General features: G+C 69.7%; 17 protein-coding genes. 6 read left to right on the top strand and 11 right to left on the bottom strand.

The genetic code is table 11. The annotated features are described in order from the left end of the window. The first annotated feature begins 138 nt into the window (after positions 1 to 138). A complete protein-coding gene (locus tag IPN03_20705) occupies positions 139 to 1,920 on the top strand; it encodes a long-chain fatty acid--CoA ligase (GenBank protein MBK9376071.1) in 1,782 nt (593 codons plus the stop codon). Positions 1,921 to 1,930: 10 nt separating this feature from the next. On the opposite strand, the gene IPN03_20710 is transcribed toward IPN03_20705, so the two are convergent. The 5 genes from IPN03_20710 to IPN03_20730 all read right to left on the bottom strand — a co-directional run bounded on the left by IPN03_20710 (position 1,931) and on the right by IPN03_20730 (position 10,851). Next, the gene (locus IPN03_20710) at positions 1,931 to 4,819 is read right to left on the bottom strand and encodes an FAD-binding oxidoreductase (GenBank protein ID MBK9376072.1); all 2,889 of its coding nucleotides are present in this window, start codon (positions 4,817 to 4,819) and stop codon (positions 1,931 to 1,933) included. 79 nt (positions 4,820 to 4,898) lie between these two features. Next, on the bottom strand, positions 4,899 to 5,999 hold the full coding sequence (locus IPN03_20715; protein MBK9376073.1) for a hypothetical protein: 1,101 nt from the start codon (positions 5,997 to 5,999) through the stop codon (positions 4,899 to 4,901). An 8-nt stretch (positions 6,000 to 6,007) separates the two neighbouring features. Further along, positions 6,008 to 7,705 (bottom strand): L-lactate permease, encoded by a 1,698-nt coding sequence (locus IPN03_20720; protein ID MBK9376074.1) that lies wholly within the window; start codon positions 7,703 to 7,705, stop codon positions 6,008 to 6,010. 183 nt (positions 7,706 to 7,888) lie between these two features. Further along, entirely contained in the window at positions 7,889 to 8,536 is a 648-nt protein-coding gene (locus IPN03_20725) for a response regulator transcription factor (protein MBK9376075.1), read from the bottom strand. Continuing rightward, a complete protein-coding gene (locus tag IPN03_20730; GenBank protein MBK9376076.1) occupies positions 8,533 to 10,851 on the bottom strand; it encodes a PAS domain S-box protein in 2,319 nt (772 codons plus the stop codon). Before IPN03_20730 ends, IPN03_20725 begins: the two co-directional genes overlap by 4 nt. A gap of 152 nt (positions 10,852 to 11,003) precedes the next feature. Here IPN03_20730 and IPN03_20735 point away from each other — a divergent pair, with 152 nt between their 5' ends. Together IPN03_20735 and IPN03_20740 are read left to right on the top strand one after the other, a co-directional pair. After that, a complete protein-coding gene (locus IPN03_20735; GenBank protein MBK9376077.1) occupies positions 11,004 to 11,567 on the top strand; it encodes a lactate utilization protein in 564 nt (187 codons plus the stop codon). Beyond that, entirely contained in the window at positions 11,564 to 13,726 is a 2,163-nt protein-coding gene (locus IPN03_20740) for an LUD domain-containing protein (protein MBK9376078.1), read from the top strand. The genes IPN03_20735 and IPN03_20740 overlap by 4 nt, the downstream gene beginning before the upstream one ends. Positions 13,727 to 13,735: 9 nt before the next feature. Here the strand turns inward: IPN03_20740 and IPN03_20745 are convergent, their stop codons facing one another. Continuing rightward, the gene (locus IPN03_20745) at positions 13,736 to 15,691 is read right to left on the bottom strand and encodes a transglycosylase domain-containing protein (GenBank protein MBK9376079.1); all 1,956 of its coding nucleotides are present in this window, start codon (positions 15,689 to 15,691) and stop codon (positions 13,736 to 13,738) included. Positions 15,692 to 15,845: 154 nt separating this feature from the next. Here IPN03_20745 and IPN03_20750 point away from each other — a divergent pair, with 154 nt between their 5' ends. The 3 genes from IPN03_20750 to IPN03_20760 all read left to right on the top strand — a co-directional run bounded on the left by IPN03_20750 (position 15,846) and on the right by IPN03_20760 (position 19,213). After that, the gene (locus tag IPN03_20750) at positions 15,846 to 16,487 is read left to right on the top strand and encodes a TetR/AcrR family transcriptional regulator (GenBank protein ID MBK9376080.1); all 642 of its coding nucleotides are present in this window, start codon (positions 15,846 to 15,848) and stop codon (positions 16,485 to 16,487) included. 78 nt (positions 16,488 to 16,565) lie between these two features. Then, positions 16,566 to 17,600, top strand: coding sequence for a D-cysteine desulfhydrase family protein (locus tag IPN03_20755; protein ID MBK9376081.1), 1,035 nt, complete (start codon positions 16,566 to 16,568; stop codon positions 17,598 to 17,600). Further along, positions 17,597 to 19,213: a serine hydrolase gene (locus IPN03_20760; protein ID MBK9376082.1), complete on the top strand. Its 1,617-nt coding sequence runs from the start codon at positions 17,597 to 17,599 to the stop codon at positions 19,211 to 19,213. The genes IPN03_20755 and IPN03_20760 overlap by 4 nt, the downstream gene beginning before the upstream one ends. A 36-nt stretch (positions 19,214 to 19,249) precedes the next feature. Here the strand turns inward: IPN03_20760 and IPN03_20765 are convergent, their stop codons facing one another. From IPN03_20765 to IPN03_20785, 5 genes are read right to left on the bottom strand one after another with little or no spacing between them, the layout of a single operon-like run. Then, positions 19,250 to 20,107: an alpha/beta hydrolase gene (locus tag IPN03_20765; GenBank protein MBK9376083.1), complete on the bottom strand. Its 858-nt coding sequence runs from the start codon at positions 20,105 to 20,107 to the stop codon at positions 19,250 to 19,252. Between the two features lie 58 nt (positions 20,108 to 20,165). After that, positions 20,166 to 21,371 carry a thiolase family protein gene (locus IPN03_20770; protein ID MBK9376084.1) on the bottom strand — a complete coding sequence of 402 codons (1,206 nt, stop codon included), beginning with the start codon at positions 21,369 to 21,371 and terminating at the stop codon, positions 20,166 to 20,168. Next, on the bottom strand, positions 21,368 to 22,213 hold the full coding sequence (locus IPN03_20775) for an alpha/beta fold hydrolase (GenBank protein MBK9376085.1): 846 nt from the start codon (positions 22,211 to 22,213) through the stop codon (positions 21,368 to 21,370). Before IPN03_20775 ends, IPN03_20770 begins: the two co-directional genes overlap by 4 nt. Then, positions 22,210 to 23,751 (bottom strand): long-chain fatty acid--CoA ligase, encoded by a 1,542-nt coding sequence (locus IPN03_20780; GenBank protein ID MBK9376086.1) that lies wholly within the window; start codon positions 23,749 to 23,751, stop codon positions 22,210 to 22,212. The genes IPN03_20775 and IPN03_20780 overlap by 4 nt, the downstream gene beginning before the upstream one ends. After that, the gene (locus tag IPN03_20785; protein ID MBK9376087.1) at positions 23,748 to 24,740 is read right to left on the bottom strand and encodes an alpha/beta hydrolase; all 993 of its coding nucleotides are present in this window, start codon (positions 24,738 to 24,740) and stop codon (positions 23,748 to 23,750) included. The genes IPN03_20780 and IPN03_20785 overlap by 4 nt, the downstream gene beginning before the upstream one ends. Positions 24,741 to 24,748 lie beyond the last annotated feature (8 nt).

Genomic DNA, 24,748 nt, shown 5'->3' on the forward strand with positions numbered 1-24,748 from the left:
GATCCGGGAGCGGGTCTCATTTCGAAGCCGCGTGAGCGCAGGTGCCGCCATTCCGCGAGGGACGTGGTAGAACTTCCACTTCCGAGACAGGCTGAGAGGAGGAGCGCCGTGGCCGAGACGTTCCGATCCGTCCCCCAGATGTTCCTGCAGCGCGTGGCGAAGACGCCCGATCGCGACGCGTTCCTGTTCCCGGAGGGAAACGGGTGGACCACCTTGAGCTGGCGCCAGGTCGGCGAGAAGGTGAAGGCGATCGCCTGCGGCCTCCGCGCGCTCGGGCTCGGGGACGAGGAACGCGCGTCCATCCTCTCCGCGACGCGGATCGACTGGATCCTCGCGGACCTCGGGATCCTCGCCGCGGGCGGCGCGACGACGACGATCTACCCGTCGAGCACGACCCCCGACTGCCTCTTCATCCTCCAGGACTCGGGAACGCGCATCCTCCTCGCCGAGAGCCGCGAGCAGGCCGACCGGATCGCCGCCAAGCGCTCCGAGGTCCCCGACGTCAAGGCGATCGTCGTCTTCGAGGGCGCCGGAACGGACGACGGGTACGTCCTGACGATGGACCAGCTGATGGCGAAGGGCCGGGCCTGGGACGCCGCCAACCCGGGACGTTACGAGGCGACCGTCGACGCCGTGAGGACCGACGCCCTCGCGACGCTCATCTACACCTCCGGGACGACGGGTCGCCCCAAGGGGGTGGAGCTGACGCACGATTGCTGGCTCTACGAGGCGGAGGCGATCGACGAGCTGAAGCTCCTCAACGAGGACGACCGGCAGTACTTCTGGCTCCCGCTCGCCCACTCCTTCGGCAAGGTCCTCGAGGCGGCCCAGCTCCGGATCGGCTTCTCCACCGCGGTCGACGGCCGGGTCGAGAAGATCGTCGAGAACCTGGGCCAGGTGAAGCCGACGTTCGTCGCCGCCGTGCCTCGCATCTTCGAGAAGATCTACAACAAGGTCACGACCGGGGCCAAGGACGCCGGCGGCGCCAAGTGGGCCATCTTCTCCTGGGCCTTCGGCGTCGGCCGCGAGGTCTCGAAGCTCCGCCTGGCCGGCCAGGAGCCCTCGGGTCTCCTCGCCCTGAAGCACAAGGTCGCCCACGCGCTCGTCTTCTCGAAACTCCACACGCTCTTCGGAGGCCGCCTCCGCTGCTTCGTTTCCGGGAGCGCCCCGCTCGCCAGGCCGCTCGGCGAGTTCTTCCACGCGGCGGGGATCGTCGTTCTCGAGGGCTACGGCCTCACGGAGACGAGCGCCGCCACCTGCGTGAACACGCTCGGGAAGCTCCGCTTCGGGACGGTCGGGGCGCCGCTGCCCGGGACGCGCATCCGGATCGCCGAGGATGGCGAGATCCTCATCCAGGGTCGCGGCGTGATGCGCGGCTACCACAACCTCCCCGATCAGACGGCCGAGACGCTCGACGCGGACGGCTGGCTCCACAGCGGCGACATCGGGCACGTCGAGGACGGCTTCGTGAAGATCACGGACCGCAAGAAGGACCTCATCAAGACTTCCGGCGGGAAATACGTCGCCCCGCAGATGCTCGAGAAGAGGCTCACGGTCGCCTGCCCCTACGTCAGCCACTCGCTCGCCCACGGCGACAACCGGAATTTCGTCTCGATGCTCGTCGCCCTGGATCCGGAGGCGATCACGAAGTGGGCGACCACCCACGGGCTCGAGGGGAAGAGCTATCCGGAAGTCGTGGCCTCGAAGGAGGTCCGTGACCTCATCGCGCCCTTCATCGACGAGGTCAACAAGGACGTCGCCACCTGGGAACAGGTGAAGAAGTGGACCATCCTGCCGGCCGACCTGACGCTCGAGTCGGGAGACCTGACCCCTTCGATGAAGCTCAAGAGAAAGACCGTCGAGCAGAAGTACCGCTCGCAGCTCGACGGGTTCTACGAGGAGACGACCGTCCGGCTCTGAGGGACGGACCTCAGCCCCGCGTCACCCTCTCGAGCAGGAACATGTACGACCGGTATATCTCCCCGGTCGCGCGCGTCATCCCGATCTCGCAGGTCCGGCTGCTCGAGAGGTGCTCCTGGCATCCCTTCGCCTTCACCTCGGCCGCCTCGTGCTTCGTCGCCGAGGCGGTCAGCTCGGGGTGGAGGAACCCTCGGTCCCCCGCGAAGGCGCAGCAGCCCGCCGACGCCGGAACGGTCACGTCGTCGCTGCAGAAGCGGGCGATCCCCTCGAGCTTGCCGCCGAGGTTCATCTTCGTCACCGAGCAGACCGGGTGCAGCGCGACCGGGCCGGACCTGAGCTTCGCCGCGAGTCGGGGAAGAAGCGTGTCGTGCGTGAACGCGACGCCGTCCAGGATCGTCAGCCGGTCGAACCGCGTCTGGTTCTCGGGCGTCAGCTGCGACCGGCACGTCTTGACGCCGTAGGTGCAGGGGCTCGTGTCGACGACGACCGGGAGCTTCCCGCCGTCCGACCAGGCCCAGAAACGCTCGATGGCGCGGTTCACGGTGAAGGCGTTCGCGTCGGTGTACCCCTTCGAGGAGAAGGGGACGCCGCAGCAGGTGCCTTCGACGTCTTCGGGGATCCAGACCGGTGAGCCGGCCCGCTTCGCGACCGTGACGAACGCCTCCATGAGCGACGTCTCGCCCGGCTCACCCGGCAGGGCCCCCATCGTCCGGGAGATGCACGCAGGGAAATAGACGGCAGCCGCCCCGTCCCTTGCGGTCGCGGGTCGCGCGGCCTTCGCCGCGTGCGGCATCTCGGCGCTCCACTGCGGGAAGGGCTGCCCGACGACGGCGCGGATCGCCCGGGTGACGCCGGCCATCGCCCCCGCCCCGAAGATCGAACTGACGGCGTGCCCGGCCCTGAGGCCCATCCTCATCGCCGGCTCGATCGTCGCGAAGCGACGGGCCAGACCGAGGGCGACCTTCTTCGCCCGCTCGGAGTGGCGCGCCTTCCGGAGCCTCTTCGTCAGCTGGCCGGTGTCGATGGAGACGGGACACGCCGTCGCGCAGAGGCCGTCCACGGCGCAGGTGTCGACCGCCGCGTACGGGAAGTCGGCCTCGAGGGCCGCGAGAAGGGGTGCGTTCCCGCCGGTCGTCTCGAGGCGCGTCATCTCACGCCTCAGGACGATCCTCTGGCGCGGGGTGAGGGTCAGCTCGCGGCTCGGGCACTTCGGCTCGCAGTAGCCGCACTCGATGCACTTGTCGACCTCTTCCTCGACGGTCGGCATCGGCTTGACGTCCTTCAGGTGGGCCCTCGGGTCGGGGTTCAGGATGACGCCGGGGTTGAGGATCCCCTCGGGGTCGCAGAGCTCCTTCACCCGCTTCATCACGGCGTAGGCCTCGGGCCCCCACTCCGTCTCGACGAACGGGGCCATGTTCCGGCCCGTGCCGTGCTCGGCCTTCAGCGCGCCGTCGTACTTCTTCACGACGAGCTCGACGACGTCCTCGATGAAGCGCGCGTACTGGTCGAGCGCCGCCTGGTCGTTGAACGACTGCGTGATGACGAAGTGGAGGTTCCCGTCCTTGGCGTGGCCGAAGATGATCGCCTCCGGGTAGCCGTGCTTGCCGAAGAGCTTCGTCAGGTCGACGGCGGCGTCGGCGAGGTGCTCGATCGGGAAGGCGACGTCCTCGATGAGGACCGTCGTGCCGCTCTTGCGGGCCGCGCCGACCGACGGGAACGTCCCCTGCCTGACCTTCCAGAGGAGCGCCTGCTCCACAGGGTCGTGCGTGAAGCGGGCCGGCTCGAGAAGGGCGAACGTCGCGACGACCGCGGCGGCGACGTCCTCGAGGCCCTTCCGCTCGGACTCCTCCGCCGCCTGGTACTCGACGAGGAGGGCGGCGGTTCCTTCGGGCACGGTGCGAATCGAGGCCGGTACCCCGGGCTGGGTCTCGACCGATCTCAGCGAGGCCCGGTCGAGGAGCTCCAGGGCCTTCGCGCCGGAGTCGCGCAGCGGGACGATCGCCGCGCAGGCGGCATGCATCGTCGGGAAGAGGAGGAGACCGGTGTACTTGACGGGGAGGTCCGGCACGGTGGAGAGGACCGCCTCGGAAATGAAGGCGAGCGTCCCCTCCGCCCCGACGAGGAGGTTGCGGAAGATCTCGACCGGCTTCTCGAAGTCGAGAAAGGCGTTCAGCGAGTACCCGGTCGTGTTCTTCATCCGGTACTTCGACCGGATGCGTGCCACGAGCGCAGGGTCGGCCTCGAGCTTCGCCTTCAGGTCGACGAGCCCCTGCCAGAGCGCCGGCTCGGCCTCGCGGAACTGCGCGTCGGCCCCCGGCGCCGCGGTGTCGATCCGCGTCCCCGAAGGGAGGAGGAACGAGAGCGACTCCAGCGTGTGGTAGGCGTTCTGGGTCACGCCGCAGCACATGCCGCTGGAGTTGTTCGAGAGGATGCCGCCCATCGTGCAGGTATTGATGGAGGCCGGATCGGGCCCCATCTTCACGCGGTAGGGCCTGAGCGCGTTGTTCACGGAGGCGCCGATGACGCCGGGCTGCGCCCGGAACCTCTTCCCGCCGTCCTCGACCTTCACGGTCCGCCAGTGGCGGGCGACCTCGACGAGGAGGCCGTCCGTGACGGCCTGCCCCGAGAGCGAGGTTCCCGCCGCGCGGAGCGTCATCGGGATCTTCGTCTCGCGGGCGAGGCGGAAGAGCGCGGCGACCTCGTCCACGGACTCCGTCAGAACGACGGCCTTCGGGATCAGCCGGTAGAAGCTCGCGTCGGAGGCGAACGCGATCCGGTCGATCGGCCTGTCGAGGACCCGGCCCGGGCCCGCGATGCGTTCCAGGGCGGACCGGAGGCCTCCCTCGTGAAACGCGGCTGCGGCCGGCAGGCCTTCGAGGACTTCCGTGGCGGTCGTCATGAGAGGCCCTCCTGCGCAGGCTCTTCGGGAAGTGCGGCGCCGGGAGGATTCTCCTCCCCGGCGCCGCCCGGGACCGGGTTCAGAAGTAGAACGCCTGCATCTGGACCGTGAACTGGTTCGTCGACTTCAGGGCCGAGCTCTTCGGATCGACCCGGAGGTACTGCGCCGTGATCTTGAAGTTCTGGCCGGAAACGTAGTAGCTCAGCCCTCCGCCGAACCTTTCCTGGTCCTTCGCCTTGTCGACGTCGTACGCGAATTTCTGGCTCTCGTACTTGAGGAAAGGCTGGACCTTGACCTTGGAGAGGTAGTAGGCGGCTTCGACGAGGAGGTCGTCCTGCTTCGGGATCGTCTTGATGAAGTCGCCGCCGTCGTAGTGGATCCACTGCACCTGGCCGCCGATCTCGTCGCCCTTGGCGACCGGGATGGAAGCGAAGACGTCGCCGCTGTAGGCCTTGTAGTCCTTCTGGACGTCGAACCCGCCGTTGACGTTGAGGATCTTCTTCTTCCCGAGGTTCGTGCCGGCGAAGACGTACCCCTTCTCCTTCTCGAAGAAGTTGTACTGGAGGTAGCCCGCCGTCCGCAGCGAGTTCCGCGAGGCGGCGTCGCGCACGCCCTGCATCACGGCCGCGCGGTACTCCAGGCGGCCGCCGTCCACGAGGTACCCCTTCGCCTGGACGCCGGTGTCGCGCAGGCCGACCGTCTGCGTCGGGCCGGCCATGACGGTGGACGTGGGGCTGATGTCGAGCGTGTAGAAGCTGAGCGTCGACTGGAGGATGTTCCGGCTGAGCGGCACGAGGAAGAGTCCCGCGTCGAGGATGAACGCGTCGTCGATCTTCCACGACACCCAGGCGTCCTGGATGATGAACCCGGTGTTCGTCGCCTTCACGCCGTTCGTCACCTTGCCGAGGTTGCCGCTGTCGGTCTGGAAGAAGAACGTGACGTCCTTGGCGACCTGGCCGCCCATGAGGAGCCGGGCGCGCCGCACGAAGAGGTTCTGCGCGTACCCGCCGTCCGCGGCGCTCTGGCTCCAGTCGGCCCAGCCCTGGAACTGGAAGCCGAACTTGAAGTTCACGTTGTCGTTGACCTTGATGAGGGCCTGGGCGTCGGCCGGCGCCGGGGCGAGGAGAAGGACGGCGGCGGCGGTCGCCAGGGCACGGCCCAGGAGGCGGGTGATCTTCATTTCTCTCCTCACTTTGCGACCGCTTCGACGGTCGGGATCATCCAGGGGAAGACGTAGGCCTGCAGGAAGACGAGGACGCCGACGAGGCACGCCAGGACGATCGAGTGCCAGAAGACGTAGCGGAGGATGACGCCCTCCTGCCCCTGCTGGTTCGTCGCGACGCTGGCGACGACGATGCTCTGCGCGTCGATCATCTTGCCCATGACGCCGCCGCTGCTGTTCGCCGCGGCCGCGAGGATCGGGTTGATGCCGAGCTTCTCGGCGCTGATCATCTGCAGCCCGCCGAAGAGGACGTTCGAGGAGGTGTCGCTCCCCGTCAGCGCGACGCCGAGCCAGCCGAGGAGCGGGGAGAAGAAGGGGAAGAGGACGCCGGTCGAGGCGAACGCGAGCCCCATCGTGGCGTCGAGTCCCGCATAGCGCGTCGAGAAGCCCAGCGCCAGCATGGCCCCGATGGTGAGGAGCGAGATCCTCACGCGCATCAGCGTCCCCCAGAAGACCTTGGCGATCTCCTTGAACGAGAAGCCGATGAGCAGGCCGCTCACGATGCCGGAGAGAAGGAGGCTCGTCCCGGTGGCCGAGAGCCAGTTGAACGTGAAGACCGCCTCTTCCGGCTTCTCGGCCTTCACGACCGGCGGGGCCTTGATGACCGCCTTGTGGAGGCCGGGGGCCTCCCACTTCAGCATCGAGACACCCTTGAGGACGTTCGGGGAGTCTTTCTTGCCCCCGTTGAGGACGTCCTTCACCTGCGGGAGACCCCACGCGAAGACGAAGACCGAGAGGAGGATCCAGGGCATCCACGCCATGAGAGCCCGCTTCGGAGTGTGGATCGGCCGGTTCGCAGCCTCGCTGGCCCGTTCCGCCTTGTTCTCGTGCTCGAAGCTCCAGGTCTTCTTCGGCTGCCAGAACTTCAGGAGGAGGACCGTCGCCCCCATCGACACGATGGCGCCGGCGATGTCGACGACCCAGGGACCGTGGTAGTTGCTGACGAGGAACTGCGTGACGGCGAAGCTGAGGCCCGAGGTCAGGCAGGCGGGCCAGACCTCCCACATCGCCTTGCGGCCGGCCATCGCCCAGACGAGCCAGAAGGGGACGAGGAGAGAGAAGAAGGGGAGCTGCCGGCCGGTCATGGCCGAGAGAGCCTGGACGTCGAGGCCGGTGACGGACGCCAGGACGACGATGGGCGTGCCGAGCGCGCCGTAGGCGACCGGGGCGGTGTTTCCGATCAGGGCGATCCCGGCCGCGAGAAGGGGCCGGAAGCCGAGGCCGATGAGCATCGCCGCGGAGATCGCGACCGGGGTCCCGAAGCCCGCAGCGCCCTCGATGAACGCGCCGAAGGAGAACGCGATCAGCAGCGCCTGGATCCGGCGGTCGTCCGCGAGACCCGCGACGGTGTGCTTGACGACCTCGAAGTCACCCGACTTCACGGTGAGGTCGTAGACGAAGATCGCGCAGAGAACGATCCAGCCGATCGGGAAGAGGCCGTAGGCCGCCCCGTACACGGCCGAGGTCAGCGCGAGCTTCGTCGGCATCCCGTATACGAAGATGGCGACTCCGAGGGAGGTCGCGAGTCCCAGGAGCGCGGCCTTGTGCGCCTTCACGTGGAAGAACGCGAGCAGGCCCAGCAGCACGACCACCGGAAGTGCCGCCACGAGGGCCGAGAGCAGCAGGTTGCCTGCTACCGGGGTGTAGATCTGGGTCCAGGTCAGCATTGTCCCCTCCTCTTCCCAACCAGATGGGCCTAAGGATGGGGACCATGATACCTAGGTGCAATGATGAAAGTGCATCAATTCACCCGTCTTTCTACTTAGAGACAGGGCCGGGGTGTCCACTGGATACGCCTCAACGGGAGACAGGACAGTCCCGATCCGCTTCCGGAGACTCCCGACCCTTCAGGGAGCGGAAAGGCCTTCCCTGATGGCGAAACGGGTCAGCTCGGCCGCCGTGTGGATCTCCAGCTTGTTCATGAGGTTCTGCTTGTGGACCTCGACCGTCTTCACGCTGATGGACAGTTCCAGCGCGATCTCCCGCGGCCGCATCCCGTCCGCCAGGAGCTTCAGGACCTGTCTCTCGCGAGGGGTCAGGCCGCCGAGCGACGGGGAGCCCGGGGCGGACGTTCGCTGCATGAGCTCCTCGACGACGAGCCCGGCGATCGACGGGCTGAGGTAGGTCTTCCCCTCCGTGATCGTCCGGATCGCCAGCGCCAGCTCCTCGAACGCCCCGTCCTTCAGAACGTATCCGAGGGCGCCGGCCCGCAGGATCTCCGCGACGAAACGCCGATCGGCGTACATGGAGAGCGCCACGATGCGCACTTGCGGGAGCTCCGCGAGGATGAGCCGGGTCGCCTCGACGCCGTTCAGCTCCGGCATGGCGATGTCCATCACGATGACGTCGGGCCGGAGGAGACGCGCCTGCGTGACGGCGTCGCGCCCGTCGGCGGCCTCTCCGACGACCTCGAGGTCCGGCTGCTGGCCGAGGAGGGTCCGGAGCCCCTCGCGGACGATCCGGTGGTCGTCCACCAGGAGGATGGTCGTGCTCATTCGCCCTGCCCGCTGGCCTCCGCCGCATAAGGTAGCACGAGGGTTACGGACGTTCCTTCTCCGGGGGCCGAACGGATGGAGACGCTCCCGCCGAGGTCGTCGAACCGCTCCTGGATGCTGAAGAGGCCGAAGCTCCGGCGGGCGTCGGGAAGGGCCGCCGCAGCCGGGACGTCGAAGCCCTCTCCATCGTCCTCGAGGGTCGCCTCGACGACGCCCTCGAGCCAGCGGAGGTGCAGGGAGACGCCGCTGGCGCCGGCGTGCTTGACGACGTTGAGCAGGAGCTCGCGGACCGCCGAGAAGACGAGGAACCGGCGTTCCTCGCCGAGGTCGCGCTGCGTTCCCTCTTTCGTCAGCCGGAAGGCGACGCCGTGCCGCTGCTCGACGCTCTCGCCGAGCCACTCCAGGGCGGCCTCCAGGCCGAGCTGATAGAGGATGGGCGGGCTCAGCTCCCACGTGAGCGAGCGCGTCTCCTGGACGGCGTCCCCGACGAGAGAGTGGACCTCCTCGAGGGCCGGGGCGAAGGGGGTCCCCTCGGCCCCCTGGCGGAGGGAGGCGAGCTTCACTTTCGCCATCGAGAGGACGGCTCCGAGCTGGTCGTGAAGGTGCGCGGCGATCGTCCGGCGCTCCCGCTCTTCGACCTGTGTCAGCTCGCCCGCCAGCCCGCGCAGCTTCTGGCGCGTCCGGTCCAGCTTCTCCGCCATGCGGCGGCGCTCGCTGACGTCCTGGACGATTCCCTCGTAGTGGTCGACGCGGCCCTTCTCGTTCCGGATCGCCCGCGCGTTCTCGAGGACCCAGATGAGTCCGCCGTCCTTCCTCCTGACGAGCGACTCGAAGCCTCGCACCTCTTCCGCGGACGCGAGCGACTCCTCGAACCTGGCCCGGCTGCCGGGCTGGACGTAGAAGTCCTTCCGGATGTCGGCGATGGCCTCGACCATGTCGGTCGGCGATGCGTAGCCGGCCATCGCGGCGAGGGCCGGGTTCACGGTCACGAACCGCCCGGACGGAGTCGACTGGTAGATCCCTTCCGCCGCGTTCTCGAAGATGCTCCTCAGATTCATTTCCGCGGCCCGAAGCGCCCGTTCCGTCCTCTCCCGCTCGAGGATGTCCCTCCGGAGCTCCTCGTTGGCCGTCGAGAGCTGCGCCGAGCGGACTCGGATCGTCTCCTCCAGCTGCTCCTGGTGCTCCCGCAGCGCCGCCTCGGCCAGCTTCCGCCGGCTGATGTTCAGCGCGAGGACCGCGTTCAGGACGCCGAGAAGGATCAGCGCCCCGGCGCCCGTGAGGATCAGGTTCCGGTAGCGGGAGTACGCCGACTCGGGGAGGTTGATCACGGTGCTCCCGGCCGGAAGACGGGAGGACGGGATGCCCCACCTCACGAGCTGGACATGGTCGAAGAGATACCGTCCCGGGAGGCTCCTCACGACCGGGATCGACGCCGGGTCCGCTCCGCGAAGGACTTTCAGCGCGATCGTCCCGGCCGTCTCTCCCTGGTCGAAGCCGCTCGCGAGCATGCCGCCCACGAGCCCGAACCCGAGGTTGAAGTCCCAGGCGCCGTACACGGGGACGGTCGAGGCCTCGGAGACGAGCCGGATGCTCTCGTCGTACCCGAAGACCCTTCCCTCCACGTCTCGGGAGAAGAACGTGAAGAAGACGAGGCTCGTGGGCGGAAGCGACCGGACCCGGGCGAGGATCTTCGCCATCGGCAGGCCGTCGAGCGGCTCGAGCGGCACGCCCTTCCAGGACGGGCCGATCTCGTCGAGCCGTTCCCTCACGGCCCGGCCCGTTTCCGTGTCTTCGTTCACGATGTAGATCCGGCTGGTCCCGGGATGGAGCGCGAGGGCCGTGTCGAGGCTCGCTCCGACGTCGACGTCCTCGCTCACGCCGGTGAAGAGCGGCCGACCCCTCAGTTTCTCTTCCCGGAAATAGTTCACCCCGCAGAAGACGACGGGCGTACCTGGAAAGACGTCGTCGCGATGCTCCACGAGGAACTCCATCGCGCGATCGTCGGTGGCCACGATGAGGTCGATCCGGTGGTCGAGGTACTTCCTCCGGTAAGCCTCCGGGAGCTGGGAAACGTAGCGGTCCTCGAAGAAGCGCTTCGTATCCATGTATTCGACGAAGACGTTCTCGACGCCGAGGGCCGGCTCGAGCGCCGCGGAGATCCCCCGGTTCTCGTCGTCGGTCCACTTGTAGCCCTTGTAATAGGAGTGGAGAACGAGGACCCTCTTACCCGAGGCTGCATCCGCCACCGCAGGCTGGGCGGTTGCGGCCGGTCCGACGAGGACCAGAAGAGCGAGGAGGAGCGGGCGGATCTTCATCGGGCAGGCCAGCGGGGAGGCTAGCAGGGCATCACCGGCCCGGGGGCGGCCTGACGGACGATCCTCCAAGAATTTCCTAGATACTTTTACCTAGTTCCAGCTAGACTGGGGGGCCAGGCACCGGGCATGACATCCCGGTCCGGGAGGTCGCGATGTTCGACACGTTCCGTACACGCGCCGAGGCCGTGAGCGCGGAGGTCCACAGGGTCGGCAGCGCTGCCGAGGCCGTCCAATTCGTCGAGGAGCTGCTCCGGCGTGAAGGGGCTGCGGACGTGCCCGGCCTCAGGGCGGTGTGGGCGGCCGGTCCGCTCGTGTCGCGCTCCCTCGCGTCGTCCCTCGCCTCGCGTGTCCCCGGCTTGACCTTCGACGTCACGCGGGAGGCGGCCACCGAGAGCCGCGTCGGCGTCAGCGAGATGGAGTGGGGGCTCGCCGACACGGGTACGGTCGTCCAGGACGCCACCGACCCCGTCCTCCGCCTCGTCTCGACGCTGCCGGAGATCCACGTCGCTCTCCTTCCCGCCAGCCGGATCCTCCCGGGGCTCGCCGACGTCGTGCCGAAGCTCGATCCGGGCCGCGCTCCTTACATCTCCTTCATCACCGGGCCGAGCCGGACGGCCGACATCGAGCGGGTCCTGACGATCGGCGTCCACGGGCCGTCGCGCCTCGTGGTCGTCGTCCACGACGGTGACGGTGCGAACCCGGAGGTGATGCCATGACGATGACGTTCCGCAAGGAGATCGGCGAGGCGCTCGGCAACCCGAACCTCGCCGGGGCCCTCGGCCGGTTCTACGAGGCCTACCCGATCAGCCGCGCGAAGGCGTACCAGGGAGTCGACTTCGAGGCGGTGAGGACGCGCATCGCCGAGGTGAAGGGAGACGCCGCCGGACGCTTCCCGGAGCTCGTGGCCCGGTTCAAGAAGGAGGCCGAGGCGCGCGGCGCGAAGGTCGTCCTCCTGAAGAGCCCCGAGGAGGTCCGGAGCTACATCGTCGACCTGGCCCGCGAGAAGGGCGTGAAGAAGGTCGCGAAGTCCAAGTCGATGGCCTCCGAGGAGGTCCACCTCAATGCGGCGCTCACCGAAGCCGGGATCGACGTGAAGGAGACCGACCTCGGCGAGTGGATCATCCAGCTGGCCGGCCAGCGCCCCTCGCACATGGTGATGCCGGCGATCCACCTGACGAAGGAGGACGTGGCCGAGATCTTCAGCAAGGAGGTCGGCGAACGGCTCGCGAACGACATCCCGCGCCTCGTGAAGGTGGCGAAGAAGGAGCTGCGCCCCGCGTTCCTCGAGGCCGACATGGGAATCTCGGGGGCCAACATCGCCGTCGCCGAGACCGGGACGCTCGTACTCGTCACGAACGAGGGGAACGCCCGCCTCGTCACGACCCTGCCGAAGATCCACGTCGCGATCGTCGGCCTCGAGAAGCTCGTCCCCGCCTTCGCGGACGTCGTCCCGATCCTCACCGCCCTCCCCCGCAGCGCGACCGGACAGCTGATGACGAGCTACGTCTCGATGATCACCGGCGCCGCGCCGAACACCGACGGGACGCCGAAGGAGCTGCACATCGTCCTGATGGACCACCGGCGGAGCGAGATGGCGGCCGACCCGGTCTTCAAGGAGGCGCTGCAGTGCATCCGCTGCGCCTCCTGCCTGAACGTCTGCCCCGTCTACCGTCACGTCGGCGGGCACGTCTTCGGGGACGTCTACACGGGCGGCATCGGCACCATCCTGACGGCCTGGACCGGGGCGATGGAGCGCTCGAAGGAGATCCAGGGGCTCTGCATCCAGTGCGGCAACTGCGTCGGCGTCTGCCCGGGGAAGATCGACATCCCCGAGCTCATCGTCGAGGTGCGCCGGCGACAGGTGCAGGACAAGGGGCAGCCGTTCGTCCAGAAGGCGATCTTCAAGGTCGTCAACAACCGCCGCCTCTTCCACTCGGTCCTGCGCTCGGCCTCCCTCGCCCAGAAGCCGTTCGAGAAGGACGGGTTCGTGCGGCACCTGCCGTTCTTCCTCTCGGGGCTCGCCGACTTCCGGAGCCTCCCCGCCATTGCCGACAGGCCCTTCCGCGACACGTTCAAGGAGATCCCGCAGAAGAAGGGAACCAGGAAGGCCGCGTTCTACGCCGGCTGCCTCATCGACTTCGCCTACCCCGGAATGGGCGAGGACGTCGTGAAGGTGCTCAACGCGGGAGGCGTCGAGGTGACCTTCCCCGAGGCCCAGACCTGCTGCGGCGCCCCCGCGCGCTACAGCGGCGCTTACGAGGTCGCCGCGCAGAACGCGATCGACAACCTCGAGGCGCTCCTCGCCGAGGAGGTCGACTGGGTCGTCTCGGCCTGCCCCACCTGCACGACGGCCCTGAAGCACGAGTTCGCGCGGGCGCTCCGGAGCACGGGGAAGACCGAGTGGCTTGCAAAGGCCGACGCCCTCGCCGCGAAGGTGATCGACTTCTCCTCCCTCGTCACGAAGCTCGTCGGGGACGGGTCGCTGAAGATCGATACGAAGAAGCTCCCGCCCGTCACGTACCACGACTCCTGCCACCTGAAGCGAACCCTGCACGTCTCAGAGGAGCCGCGCGCGCTCCTCCGGAAGGCCGGCCACGAGGTCGTCGAGATGAAGGAGTCGGACACCTGCTGCGGCATGGGCGGCTCCTACTCGCTCAAGTTCCCCGAGATCAGCAAGCCGATCCTCCAGAAGAAGCTCGCGAACATCCGCGACACGAAGGCCGGGACCGCCGCGATGGACTGCCCCGGCTGCGTCATGCAGATTCGCGGCGGGTTCGACAAGAAGGAGAACCCGGTCGAGGTACAGCACATCGCCCGGCTGCTCGCCAGGGCGCTGGATGAGGAGACCCCACCGGCAAACTCGAAAAGGCCCTGAAGGGGCGGCTCAGTCGGGCGCACCGTCCGCGCCGCTCGAGCCACCCTCCGCTCTGCCCGGCGCGGGCGGTGTTGAAAGCGCGGCCGGAGCAGCCGTGGGGGCGGTCGTCGGCGTCACGACGGGGGATCCCGCCTTCGCCTCGCCTGTCGGAACCTGGGGTGCGGGCGGCACCGGCGGCCCCTCCGCCTCAGGACCCAGGAGCTTCCCGGGCGCGTCGTCGGACGGCTCCCCTGGCAGGAGCTCGCTCTCGTTCGCGCCGGGCTCTTCGAGCGGTTCGACGATGGCGTCGGGCGGCGTCCAGCGGAGGATGAGGGGTGCGGCGAGCTCGGCCGCGAGCTCTTCGTCCGTCAGCGCGTCGACCGACCGGAGGCGCCGGAGGCAGGCGTTCACGAGCCTCGCGAACCCGCGCGAGAGGACGCCGCTGGCGAACGAGCCCTGGTACTTGACCGGACCCGGGATCAGCGAGACGAGGAACGCGCTCTCGCGGGGTGTCAGCTCGGACGGGTTCTTGCCGAAGTAGTGTCGCGCGGCGGGGCCGAGGCCGTGCAGACCCGGCCCCCACTCGATCACGTTCAGGTAGATCTCCAGGATCCGCCGCTTCCCGAGAGTCGGCTCGAGCAGGAGGGCGAGGGCCGCCTCCTGGAGTTTTCGCCGGTAGCTGCGCTCCCGCGTGAGAAACAGGTTCTTGGCGAGCTGCTGCGTGATCGTCGAGGCGCCGCGGGCCCGCTGTCCGCGAACCCAGTTGATCGACATCGCCACCGGGACCTCGCCCAGGTCGAGCCCGCTGTGCCCCCAGAAGTTCGCGTCCTCGGAGATCAGGAGCGCCCGGAGGAAGAGGGGCGGCACGTCGTCGAGTGGAACGAAGTCCGGGCTGGCGGGGTCGACCGTCACGAGTACCTTCCGGCCGTCGCGCCCCGTCATGGAACGCCGGAACGGACCGCGGAACTGCTCGAGCGCGGGCAGAGACCTCGAGGGAGGGTGAAAATCCAGACGCTCCTCGACGACGAACGACTTCGGGTCGAGCATCCGTCCCGTCACGCGGGCCTCGAGCGCCGCGCTCCCCAGATCGCCCTCGGTGGCTGGCAGGTCCAGGCCCGAGGCCGCCAGAAGAGTCGCGAGCTCGAGGCGCGGGATCGACGTCTCCAGGTCGAGCCAGAGGTCCCGGGGCGCCCACGCGGCGACGACCCGCGATCGCGCGCTCAGGCCCGCGGCCGCCCCGGAGGCGCAGGCCACGTCGAGCAGGCGGGCGTCCCGGTAGAGCTTCGCCGAGACGGAGCCCTCGGCGTCGAACGGTTCGCCGAGCGACTCCATCCCGGGCGCGTCCTCCTCGGGAGGCGCCGCGAGCCTCGCGCCGGCAGAGCGCAGGTTCGCTTCGATCTCGAGGCCGTCCTCCGGGATCTGTGTCAGGGCGGCGACGCCCGACACGACGCCGAGGTCTCCGACCCAGACGCCGTCCCGGCGCAGCGTGACGAGCCGTGTCAGGTCGAGACCCCCGAGGCGAACGCGAACCGCGCCCTTCCCCGGCCGCTCGAGACCGACCTTCCCTTCGCCTGATCGGCCCTCGAGCGCGAGGATCCCCTCCGACAGGGAGATGTCCCAGCTGCTCGGCGGCACCGACAAGGAGAGGCCCTGCGGCAGCTCGGCCGTCAGGCCGCCGAGGTCGAGCCGGCGCAGGTGCCCGAGCGCTCCGAGCCCGACCAGCCCCACCCGGACCTCGACGCTCGGCAGACGCGCGCTCGTCCCACGACCGGTCACCCGGACATCGGCCAGGCTCGCCCTGAACGGAAGGCGCACGCGCACCCGGCCGACCGACAGCGCGAAGCCCCGTTCCGCCGCCTCGGCGACGATCCGCTCCCGGATCTTCCCCTCGAGGACAGCTTCGACCACGGCGATCCCGCCCCTGAGCGCCGCGCCGGCCGCGAGGGCGGCGGCGGCGAGGAGGAGGAGGTGGCGCGAGCGGGACATGCGGATCTTCGGACTTTACCGGCACGGGGCCTCGCGCGGGACCAACATTCGCTTCGAGACGACGACTTCGTGGGGAAGGGCCTGGCGTCCCCGTCAGCGCTCTTGACGCGGCGCATTCCTCCCCCTACGGTGGGTGAGCGAGGCGCGAGGCGGGATGGACCAGGAAGAGAAATCGGAAAGGAGCCGGGCGCAGATCCTCGAAGCGGCGCTCGACCTCTTCTCGCGACAGGGCTACCGCGGAACGAGCATCCGCGACATCTCGAGGGCGGCCGGCGTCTCCACCGGCAGCGTCTACCACCACTTCCACGAGAAGGAAGAGCTCTTCGACACGCTCCTGTCGGAGTACTGGACCGCCATCGAACGCCCCGACTTCCCCTTCAACCGGGCCCTCGCCTCCGGCGCGTTCCCCGACCGGCTGGAAGAGCTGGCCGAGGCGGCGGAGGAGAGCGTGAAGACGTGGCAGCGGCACATCGCGCTCATCTACGTCGACGTCGTCGAGATGCAGGGGACCCACATCCAGCGCTTCTACTCCGGCATGGCGGACCGCTTCGCGGCGTTCCTCCACCGCGACCAGGCCCACGGCGGCCCCGCCGCGCGCCTCGCACCCGAGGTGGAGCCGCTCTCGGCGGTCATGCTCGCGAGCCGCATCTTCCTGCAGTACTACGCCGTCGAGCTTCTCTTCCGGGTCCCCGACCAGTTCGGCAAGCCCTCGAAGGCGGCCATCCACGACATCGCCGAGATCCTCCGGCGCGGGATGCTCCGCGAGGGCCGCGCCGCAGTCGTTCCGCCGCCCTGAAGGCGCAGTTTCAGCCCGCCAGCGCCGGCCGTGCCGCAAGGCGGCGAGGACGAGATCCCCGGAAGGAGAAGGCAGGCGATGAACTCCATAGGCGCGGTTCTCGACGCGGTCGAGCGGGTCCCGCTCGCGGTCCTTCCCACGCCGCTGCAGGAGGCCCCCCGCCTCGCGGCGCACCTCGGCCTCAGGCGGCTCCTCGTCAAGCGAGACGACGCGACCGGCCTCGCCATGGGAGGGAACAAGGCGCGGAAGCTCGAATACGACCTCGCCCCCGCCCTCTCCGCGGGCTGCGACGTCGTCGTCACGGTCGGCGGCACGCAGTCGAACCACGCCGCCATGACGGCGGCCGCGGCACGCCGGCTCGGGCTCGACGTGAAGCTCGTCCTCGGCGGGCCGGACATCGCGCGGCGAAAGGGCAATCTCCTCCTCGACGCCGTCTACGGGGCCGAGGTCCGCTACCTCGTCGACGACGACGACAACGACTCCCTCGCCGCGGCGATGGACGCGTGGGTCGCCGAGCTTCGCGCCGGGGGACGACGGCCCTTTGCGGTTCCCCTGGGCGGAAGCACGGCCGCGGGCGCCCTCGGGTACGTCCGGGCGATGCGCGAGCTCGCGGCCCAGGTCGGCCCCGGGAAGGTCCAGCTCGTGACGGCCGTCGGGTCGTGCGGGACGTTCGCCGGCCTCTGCCTCGGCGCCCGCCTCTTCCTCCCGGGCGCGCGGGTCGTCGGGATCAGCGTCTCGCGCAGCGCCTCCCAGATCGTCGAGCGAAGCGCGGAGCTCGTCGCCGGGAGCGCGCGCCTCCTCGGCCTCGAACCGCCGCTTTTCGCGCCGGACCTCGAGTGCCACGACGCCTTCCGCGGCGACTACGGCGTCGCAACCGCGGCCGGCCGCGAGGCGATCCTGACCTCCGCCCGGCTCGAGGGCCTCCTCCTCGACCCCGTCTATACCGGCAAGGCGATGGCGGGCCTCTTCGGCCTCGCCCGCGCCGGCCTCCTCGACCCCGGCGTCCCGGTCGTCTTCCTCCACACGGGTGGCCTGCCGATCCTCTTCGCGTTCGAGGACGCGTTCGACGACGCGGCCCCGTTCACGAGGGTCAGGACCGGGAGCGCCCGATGAGGCCTCGCCTCTCTCTCACCGCCGTTTCAGCCGCTGAATCGCTCGCCGTCCTCGCGCTCCTCGCGGCTCTCACGGCCTCTGCGCTCGTCGCACAAGTCCCGTCTGACGGGAACGTCGCGGCTCTCGTCGCCTCTCTCGCCGACCCCGACGGCTCCGTCCGGGAGCGCTCCGCGGCCGCGCTCGGGAATGCCGGCGCCGCGGCGGTCGAACCTCTCGCCTCGGCCCTCGCCGACCCGGACCCGTTCGTCGCCGGCGCTGCCGCCGACGCCCTCGCCCGCGTCGGGGCTGCGAGTGTTCCCGCGCTCGTCCGCGCGCTCGGCGACGGGCGAGAGAAGGTCCGCGAAGGGGCGGCCATCGCCCTCGGGAAGCTCGGGGAGACGTCGCGGGACGCCGTGCCGGCCCTCGTCCGGGCCCTCGCCGACCCGAAGGAGAACGTCCGCTGGACGGCGTCGAACGCGCTCGGCGCCGTCGGCCCGGGGGCCTCGGCCGCCCTCCCGACCCTCCGTGAAGCGCTCGCCGACCGGGACGAGGACGTCCGCCGCGGCGCCGCGCTCGCGCTTGCGCGCATCGACCCGGAGGGCTGGCTCCGCGCCCCCTCGTGGGAGTCGACGGTCGCGACGATCGAGCGGCTCGTCCCTCTCCTGATGCGCGAGCTCCACGTCCCCGGTGTCTCCATCGCGCTCGTGAAGGACCGGAGGGTCGGCTGGACGAAGGCCTGGGGAGTGACGGACGCGAAGGCCGGGACGCCCGTCACGCCCGAGACGCTCTTCGAGGCGGCGTCGATGACGAAGCCGCTCCTGGCCTGGGCCGTCCTGAAGCTCGTGGAGGAGGGAAAGATCGACCTCGACCGGCCTCTCGCGGACGTCGTCGCGCCGCCGCCGGTCCCGGCCCAGGAAGAGTTTCGGAGGATCACGCCCCGGATGGTCCTCTCCCACACGAGCGGACTGCCGAACTGGCGGAAGGGGGGAGAGGAGCGGGACGGGCCGCTGCCCGTGCTCTTCGAGCCCGGCTCGCGCTTCGGCTACTCCGGCGAGGGGATCTACCAGCTGCAGCGCGTGGTCGAGAAAGTGACGGGCACGCCCCTCGAGGAGCACGCCCGCCGGACGCTCTTCGTCCCGCTCGGGATGGGGCGGACGTCGTTCGCCTGGACCCCGGCCCTCGACACCGGGCTCGCGACCGGCCACGGGGCCGACGGGATTCCGCTCGAGAGGGCGCGCTACCGCCACGCGAACGCGGCCTACTCGCTCGTGACGACGGCGCCCGACTACGCGCGGTTCCTCGCCGCCATCCTCGACCCGGAAAGCGCGGCGCCCTACGGGCCCGCGCGCGTCCTCATCGCCGAGATGCTCCGCCACCAGGTTCGCGCCGACGCGCGGGACCCGATCGAGCGGCCCGGGAGAGCGCGCGGCGGCGCCGTCCACTGGGGCCTCGGGTGGGGCCTGAACGAGACGCCGGGCGGCCAGATCGTCCACCACAGCGGCGCGAACAGCACCGGCTTCCGCTGCTACAGCCAGCTCTCCCCTTCGCGCGGCACGGGCATCGTGATCCTGACGAACGGTCTCGGCGGCGGAGAGCTCTGGACCCGCCTCGTCAGCACGATCGGGGACCTCTGAGGACGACCACCCTCAGAACCGGATCGACTTCGCGATTCAGAACGACGTCGACTTCGTCTCCAGGAATCTCCGCAGGACGCAGAAGAAGGCGTCGGGCCGCTCGAGGTAGACGACGTGGCCCGAACCCTCGATCGGCTCCCAGCGCGCGTCCCGGAAGACCGAGAGGAGCTTCTTCTGCACCCACGGAGGGATCGTCCGGTCCTCGGCGCCGGGGACGACGAGGACCGGGCCCGGAAACGCCGCGTAGCCGGCGAGGTTCCCGTCGAGCGCCTCGAAGAACGGGTCCTGCGCGAGCGTGAGCCGGATGAGCGCGTGCGTCTGGTCCTTGTACCGGTCGTGGAAGCGCGCCCGCAGGACCGGGAGGTTCGCCTTCATGGCGGCGACGAACGCCTCGCCGAAGATCTTCTCGTACATGTAGTGCGTGTAGAGCTCGAAGACCTCGGGGCCGCCGCGGTAGAAGCGGAGGGAGATCTCCTGGTACATCGAGAAGAGCTCCTCGTGCGAGAGGAGGATCCCCGAGAGGGTCAGCGTGTGAAGGCGTTCCGGGTGGAGGCGCGCCACCTCCGCCGCGACGAAGCCCCCGTACGAGACGCCGACGGCGTGGACCCTCTCGATTTCCAGGACGTCGAGGATCTTCGGCAGGTAGCCCGCGAACGCCGGGATCGAGTACGGCTCGTCGGGCGCGGAGGACTGCCCCTGCCCGAGGTAGTCGTAGAGAACGACGTCGTAGCTTTCGAGGAGACGAGGCAGGACCCCGAACCACGCCCGCGTGTGCATCGCGAGGCCGTTCAGGAGACAGACCGCCTCCTTGTCCCCCTTCCCGACGTACTCCCAGCGGATCCGGTGATCGCCTTCCTGCAGAAACCCTTCACGGTCAGGCGCAAGATCGCCCATCAGAAGCTCTCCTCCCCGTCGAACGCCGCAACCAGGCGGTGCCAGGCCGTGGACGGCCTCAGCCCGCGGGCGTGAGGACCGTCGCGACCGTCGCGCAGACCGGCCCGCCGATATTGAACGTTGCGGCGGCTCTGGCGTCGGGGACCTGGAGCGCCTTCGGGACCTTCCCGAGGAGCTGCCACGCGCACCAGCCGATCATGGCGATCCCCGTCGCTCCGATCGGGTGTCCCTTCGCGATGAGGCCGCCCGACGTGTTGATGCCGCAGTCCCCGTCGACCCGCGCCTTCCCCTCCCGCCAGTAGCGGGCGCCCTTTCCCGTCTCCGCCTTGCCGATCACCTCGGCGCCGATCGCGCCCATGACGCTGAAGCAGTCGTGCACCTCCGCGACGTTCACGTCGCTGGACGAAAGGCCCGCCCGCCTGTAGGCCGCCGCCATCGCGGCCAGCGCCGCCTTCGGCCGCAGGACGTCGCGCCCTTCCTTCTTGAGCGGGTCCGTCGCCTGGCCCCAGCCGGCGAGCCGCACGCAGTCGGCCTTCGCGACGCCGAGGCGGGCGAGCCCCTCTTCCGTCGCGAGGAGCATCCCGGCCCAGCCGTCGGAGATCTGCGAGCAGTCGTACGTCTTCAGCGGCAGGCCCTCGACGACGTAGCGGTTGATCCCCTCGATCTTCATGGCCGCCTCGAGGGTCACCTGGTTCTTCTGCATCTGCGCGAACGGGTTCTCCCGCGCGTTCTCGTACTCGGCGACGGCGATCGCCGCGAGGTCCTCCTCGGTCGCGCCCCACTCGTCCATGTAGGCCTTCATGACCTCGGCGAAGAGGTGCGGGAAGACGAAGGTCTTCCCGGGGCGCTCGTCGGGGTGCGAGTAGAGGCCGAGGACCTTTCCGATGAGCTTGCCGTCCATCTTCCCCTCGGCGTCGCGCATCTTCTCGAAGCCGACGGCGAGACCGACGTCCCCTTCCCCGAGCATCAGCTTGCTGGCGACGGCCAGGATCGCCTGGCCACCCGTCGCGCAGGCGTTCTCGACGCTTTCGATCGGCTTGGCGTCGAGTCCCGGCGTCATGGCGAGAAGGCCCGAGAGGAGACCCTGTTCGTTGAGAGTCAGGTTGCAGACGGCGCCGACCGTGGCGACGTCGACCGCCGCGCATTCGGCTTTCACCGAGGCGCACGTCTCCTCGGCGGCCGTCCGGAGAATCTCCGGCACCGTCATCCCGAGGAGCTTTCCGAATTTCGACTGCTGGTAGGCGGCGATGTAGATCGGCTTCACGAGCTTCCTCCGTCCCGCTCGGTGCGTTGCTCCGGAGTCTCGCCCGCGAGCGGATGACGGGCGAGGAAGGCGAGGAGGAGGTCGATTGTCTCTCGCGGCTTCTCGACGACGAGGGCGTGGCCGCTTCCGGGGACGACGGCCAGCTCGCCTCGCGAGAGCCCGGCGGCGAGGGCTTCTCCGCCGGCGCGCGGCATCGCCCGGTCGCCCTCGGCCAGGAGGACGAGGACCGGACAGGTGATCCGCGGAACGAGAGGGGCGACGTCGAGCCCCTCGAGCGCGCCGAGGAGGCACGCGAGGCCCTCGAACCACGCGTCCGGGAGATGCGTCACGAGGGCGCGGCGCGAGGCGAGCTCCCGGGCGTGCGCGGCCGCCCACTCCTCGGAGAAGGCGAAGGCCGAGATGAGGTCGTAGACCTTCTCGCGCGGGCCGCCGGCGAGCGACTCGCGGCAGGCGACGGCCATCTCGCGGGCCTCGGCCCACATCTCGCCCGAAACGTGATCGGCGACGGTCATCGCGACGAGCGACGCCACCCGCTCCGGGGCCGCGGCCGCGAGGTGCAGGCCCGCGAAGGCGCCGTAGCTCGTCCCGGCGACGTGGCACCTGCCGACGCCGAGGTGGTCGAGGAGGCGGAGGAGGTCCTCGACGTGGCCGGGAAAACCCGAAAGGGACACGCCGGGAGAGCGGAGCTGGCCGCGGAAATCGCAGCGGACGACCCTGTGACGCTCCGCCAGCGGCGGGACGAACTCGTCCCACGCCGAAAAGCTCATCATCCCGCCGTTCAGGAGCAGGAGCGGCTCGCCGAGGCCCTCCACCTGGTGGGCGAGGACGCCCGACCCGTTCACAAGGCCCCTCGTCCCGCGAGGAACCGGTCCCTCAGCTCGGCCTTGACGACCTTGCCATACGCCGTCCTGGGGAGGACGTCGACGAAGACGACCTCCCTCGGGAGCTTGTAGCGCGCGAGGCGCGCCTCGGCGAACGCGAGGAGGTCGGGTTTCGAAAGCGCGGCACCCGGTCGCGTCACGACGAACGCGACGCCGACCTCCCCCCAGGTCGGGTCGGGAACGCCGACGACGGCCGCGTCCTGGACGGCCGGGTGGAGAAGGAGCTCTCCCTCGATCTCGGCCGGGTAGACGTTCACGCCGCCCGAGATGAGCATGTCCTTCCGCCGTCCCGCGATCGTGAAGAACCCGTCCCCATCTCGGCGCGCGAGGTCGCCGGTGTGGAAAAACCCGTCGTCGTCGAGCGCGGCGGCCGTGGCGGTGCGGTTGTTCCAGTAGCCCTTCGAGACGTGCGGTCCGCGCAGGCAGAGCTCGCCCACCTCTCCCGACGGCACCTCGCGTCCCGCGTCGTCGACGAGCCGGGCGTCGGTCATCATGAGCGGCCGCCCGATCGAGCCCTTCTTCGCGACCGACTCCTCGACGGACATCGCGAAGCAGTTCACGCCGACCTCGGTGAGGCCGTAGCCCTGCTTGAAGACGATGCCCCGCTTCTGGTACGCGTCGATCAGGTAGAGCGGGAGCGGCGCGCCGCCGCTGATGAGCCAGCGGATCGAGGAGAGGTCGGCGCCTTCGAAGGACGGGTGCTCGAGGAGCAGCTTCCAGATCGTCGGGACGCCGAGGACCACCGTGCAGCGTTCCGCCGCGACCGTCGCCCAGATCTCGGCCGGCTCGAACCCGGCGTGGAGGACGACCGTTCCGCCCGCAGTGAGGATCGGAACCAGGAACGCCCCGAGTCCGCCCGCGTGGTAGAGCGGCGTGAAGAGGGGGCTGACGTCGTTCTCCGTCAGGCCCCAGCAGACCGCGGTGTTCCAGCCGTTCCACGCCGTCATCCGGTGCGGCACCATGACGCCCTTGGGCTTGCCGGTCGTCCCGCTCGTGTAGAGAAGGGCGTGGAGATCCTCGCCGTCGCAGCGCGTCCTCTCGAAGGGCGCCTCGGAAAGGACGGCGAGCTCGGCGGCCCACGAGAGGTCGCCCGCCGCGGCGGGGGCGTCGAGGGCGACCCGGCGCGGGATATCCGCCTCGACACGGAGCGCGGCAACGGTCTCGGCGAACTCACCTCCGTAGACGAGGGCCGAAAGGCCCGCATCCTTCGCGATGAACGCCAGCTCGTGCGGGGTCAGCCGCGTTCCGAGAGGAACGAGGACGATGCCCGTCTTTGCCGCCGCGAAGAAGAGGTCGACGTACGCGACGCGATTGTGCGCGAGGAGACCGACGCGGTCTCCCTTCGCGATGCCGAGCCGGTCGCTGAGGAGCGCGGCCGCCCTCTCCGCCCGGCGATTCAGCTCCCCGTACGTGAAGCGCTCCCCGGTCGGGACGAAGACCAGCGCCGTCTTCCCGGGCGAGAGTCGGGAACGCTCCCCGAGGACGTCGGCATGGATCACGGAACGGTCTCCGGCACGGGCGTCGCAGGACCCGTCGCCAGCGTTCTCTGCGGCTCCACGCCCGTGGCCGCCGCATCCGGGACAGGCCCGGCGAGCAGCTTCGAAAGAGCCTCGGCGAAGGCCGCCGGGCACTCCTGCTGCGGGACGTGGCCGCAGCGCGGCAGCGCGGTCAGCCGGACGCGGGTCAGCTCCGCGCGCATCCGCTCCGCGTAGGAGAGCGGCATCATCCGGTCCGAGGCGCCCCAGAGTATGTCGACCGGAATGGTCAGCTCGCCGAGGCGCCCCTCGAGGACGAACTTCTCCATGCCGTCGCTCGCGGCGGCCAGCCGGGCGATCGGCCCCTTCGCGGCCTCGCGCACCACGTCGTCGAGGACGAAGTCGGGAACGCGAATCGAGCCGGGGTCACGCAGCGCATCGACCGTCTCTCGCGCTTCGGCCCGGTCCTTCGGCTGGAGCGTCAGCCCTTCGGCGACGTGCTTCAGCGGGCCGCCATTGACGAGGACGATCCGCTCGACGCGTTCCGGGTGCTCCTTCGCCCAGAGGCAGGCGAGCCAGGCGCCGAGCGAGTTGCCGACGATCGTCACCCGCTCCGTCGGTGCCGCCTCGTCGAGGACCGCCGAGAGACCCGAAAGGAGCGTTTCGACCGGCAGCGGCCCCTTCCCGGGCGCGCTGTCGCCGTGGCCCGCGAGGTCGGGAATGACGAGCGTCCGCCCCGTCAGGAGCTTCGGCGCGACGATCGACCAGCCCGCGGCCTGGTCGCCCGCGCCGTGGAGGAGGACGAGGACCGGACCGCTTCCGCCCTTGAAGACGGTCTGCGGGCCGACCGGCGAGGCGATCGCCGACTTCGAAAGCCCCGCCGAGAGGAGCGCCCGCCTTCCGGACGCCGCGTACATGGCCAGCGGCCTCATCCGGGCTATGAGGAAGACGACGATTCCCGCCAGCACGAGGAAGAGGACCGCGGCGAGGAGGATCTTCACGGGTCGAGTCATGCGTATCT

The sequence above is a fragment of the Holophagales bacterium genome, assembly GCA_016719485.1.
Classification (GTDB): Bacteria; Acidobacteriota; Thermoanaerobaculia; order UBA5066; family UBA5066; genus UBA5066.

What these genes read in the sequence shown, in the direction of transcription:
- IPN03_20705 (MBK9376071.1), top strand. Translation starts at nt 139, where the DNA reads ATGTTCCTGCAGCGCGTGGCGAAGACGCCCGATCGCGACGCGTTCCTG.
- IPN03_20710 (MBK9376072.1), bottom strand. Translation starts at nt 4,819, where the DNA reads ATGACGACCGCCACGGAAGTCCTCGAAGGCCTGCCGGCCGCAGCCGCG.
- IPN03_20715 (MBK9376073.1), bottom strand. Translation starts at nt 5,999, where the DNA reads ATGAAGATCACCCGCCTCCTGGGCCGTGCCCTGGCGACCGCCGCCGCC.
- IPN03_20725 (MBK9376075.1), bottom strand. Translation starts at nt 8,536, where the DNA reads ATGAGCACGACCATCCTCCTGGTGGACGACCACCGGATCGTCCGCGAG.
- IPN03_20730 (MBK9376076.1), bottom strand. Translation starts at nt 10,851, where the DNA reads ATGAAGATCCGCCCGCTCCTCCTCGCTCTTCTGGTCCTCGTCGGACCG.
- IPN03_20735 (MBK9376077.1), top strand. Translation starts at nt 11,004, where the DNA reads ATGTTCGACACGTTCCGTACACGCGCCGAGGCCGTGAGCGCGGAGGTC.
- IPN03_20740 (MBK9376078.1), top strand. Translation starts at nt 11,564, where the DNA reads ATGACGATGACGTTCCGCAAGGAGATCGGCGAGGCGCTCGGCAACCCG.
- IPN03_20745 (MBK9376079.1), bottom strand. Translation starts at nt 15,691, where the DNA reads ATGTCCCGCTCGCGCCACCTCCTCCTCCTCGCCGCCGCCGCCCTCGCG.
- IPN03_20750 (MBK9376080.1), top strand. Translation starts at nt 15,846, where the DNA reads ATGGACCAGGAAGAGAAATCGGAAAGGAGCCGGGCGCAGATCCTCGAA.
- IPN03_20755 (MBK9376081.1), top strand. Translation starts at nt 16,566, where the DNA reads ATGAACTCCATAGGCGCGGTTCTCGACGCGGTCGAGCGGGTCCCGCTC.
- IPN03_20760 (MBK9376082.1), top strand. Translation starts at nt 17,597, where the DNA reads ATGAGGCCTCGCCTCTCTCTCACCGCCGTTTCAGCCGCTGAATCGCTC.
- IPN03_20765 (MBK9376083.1), bottom strand. Translation starts at nt 20,107, where the DNA reads ATGGGCGATCTTGCGCCTGACCGTGAAGGGTTTCTGCAGGAAGGCGAT.
- IPN03_20785 (MBK9376087.1), bottom strand. Translation starts at nt 24,740, where the DNA reads ATGACTCGACCCGTGAAGATCCTCCTCGCCGCGGTCCTCTTCCTCGTG.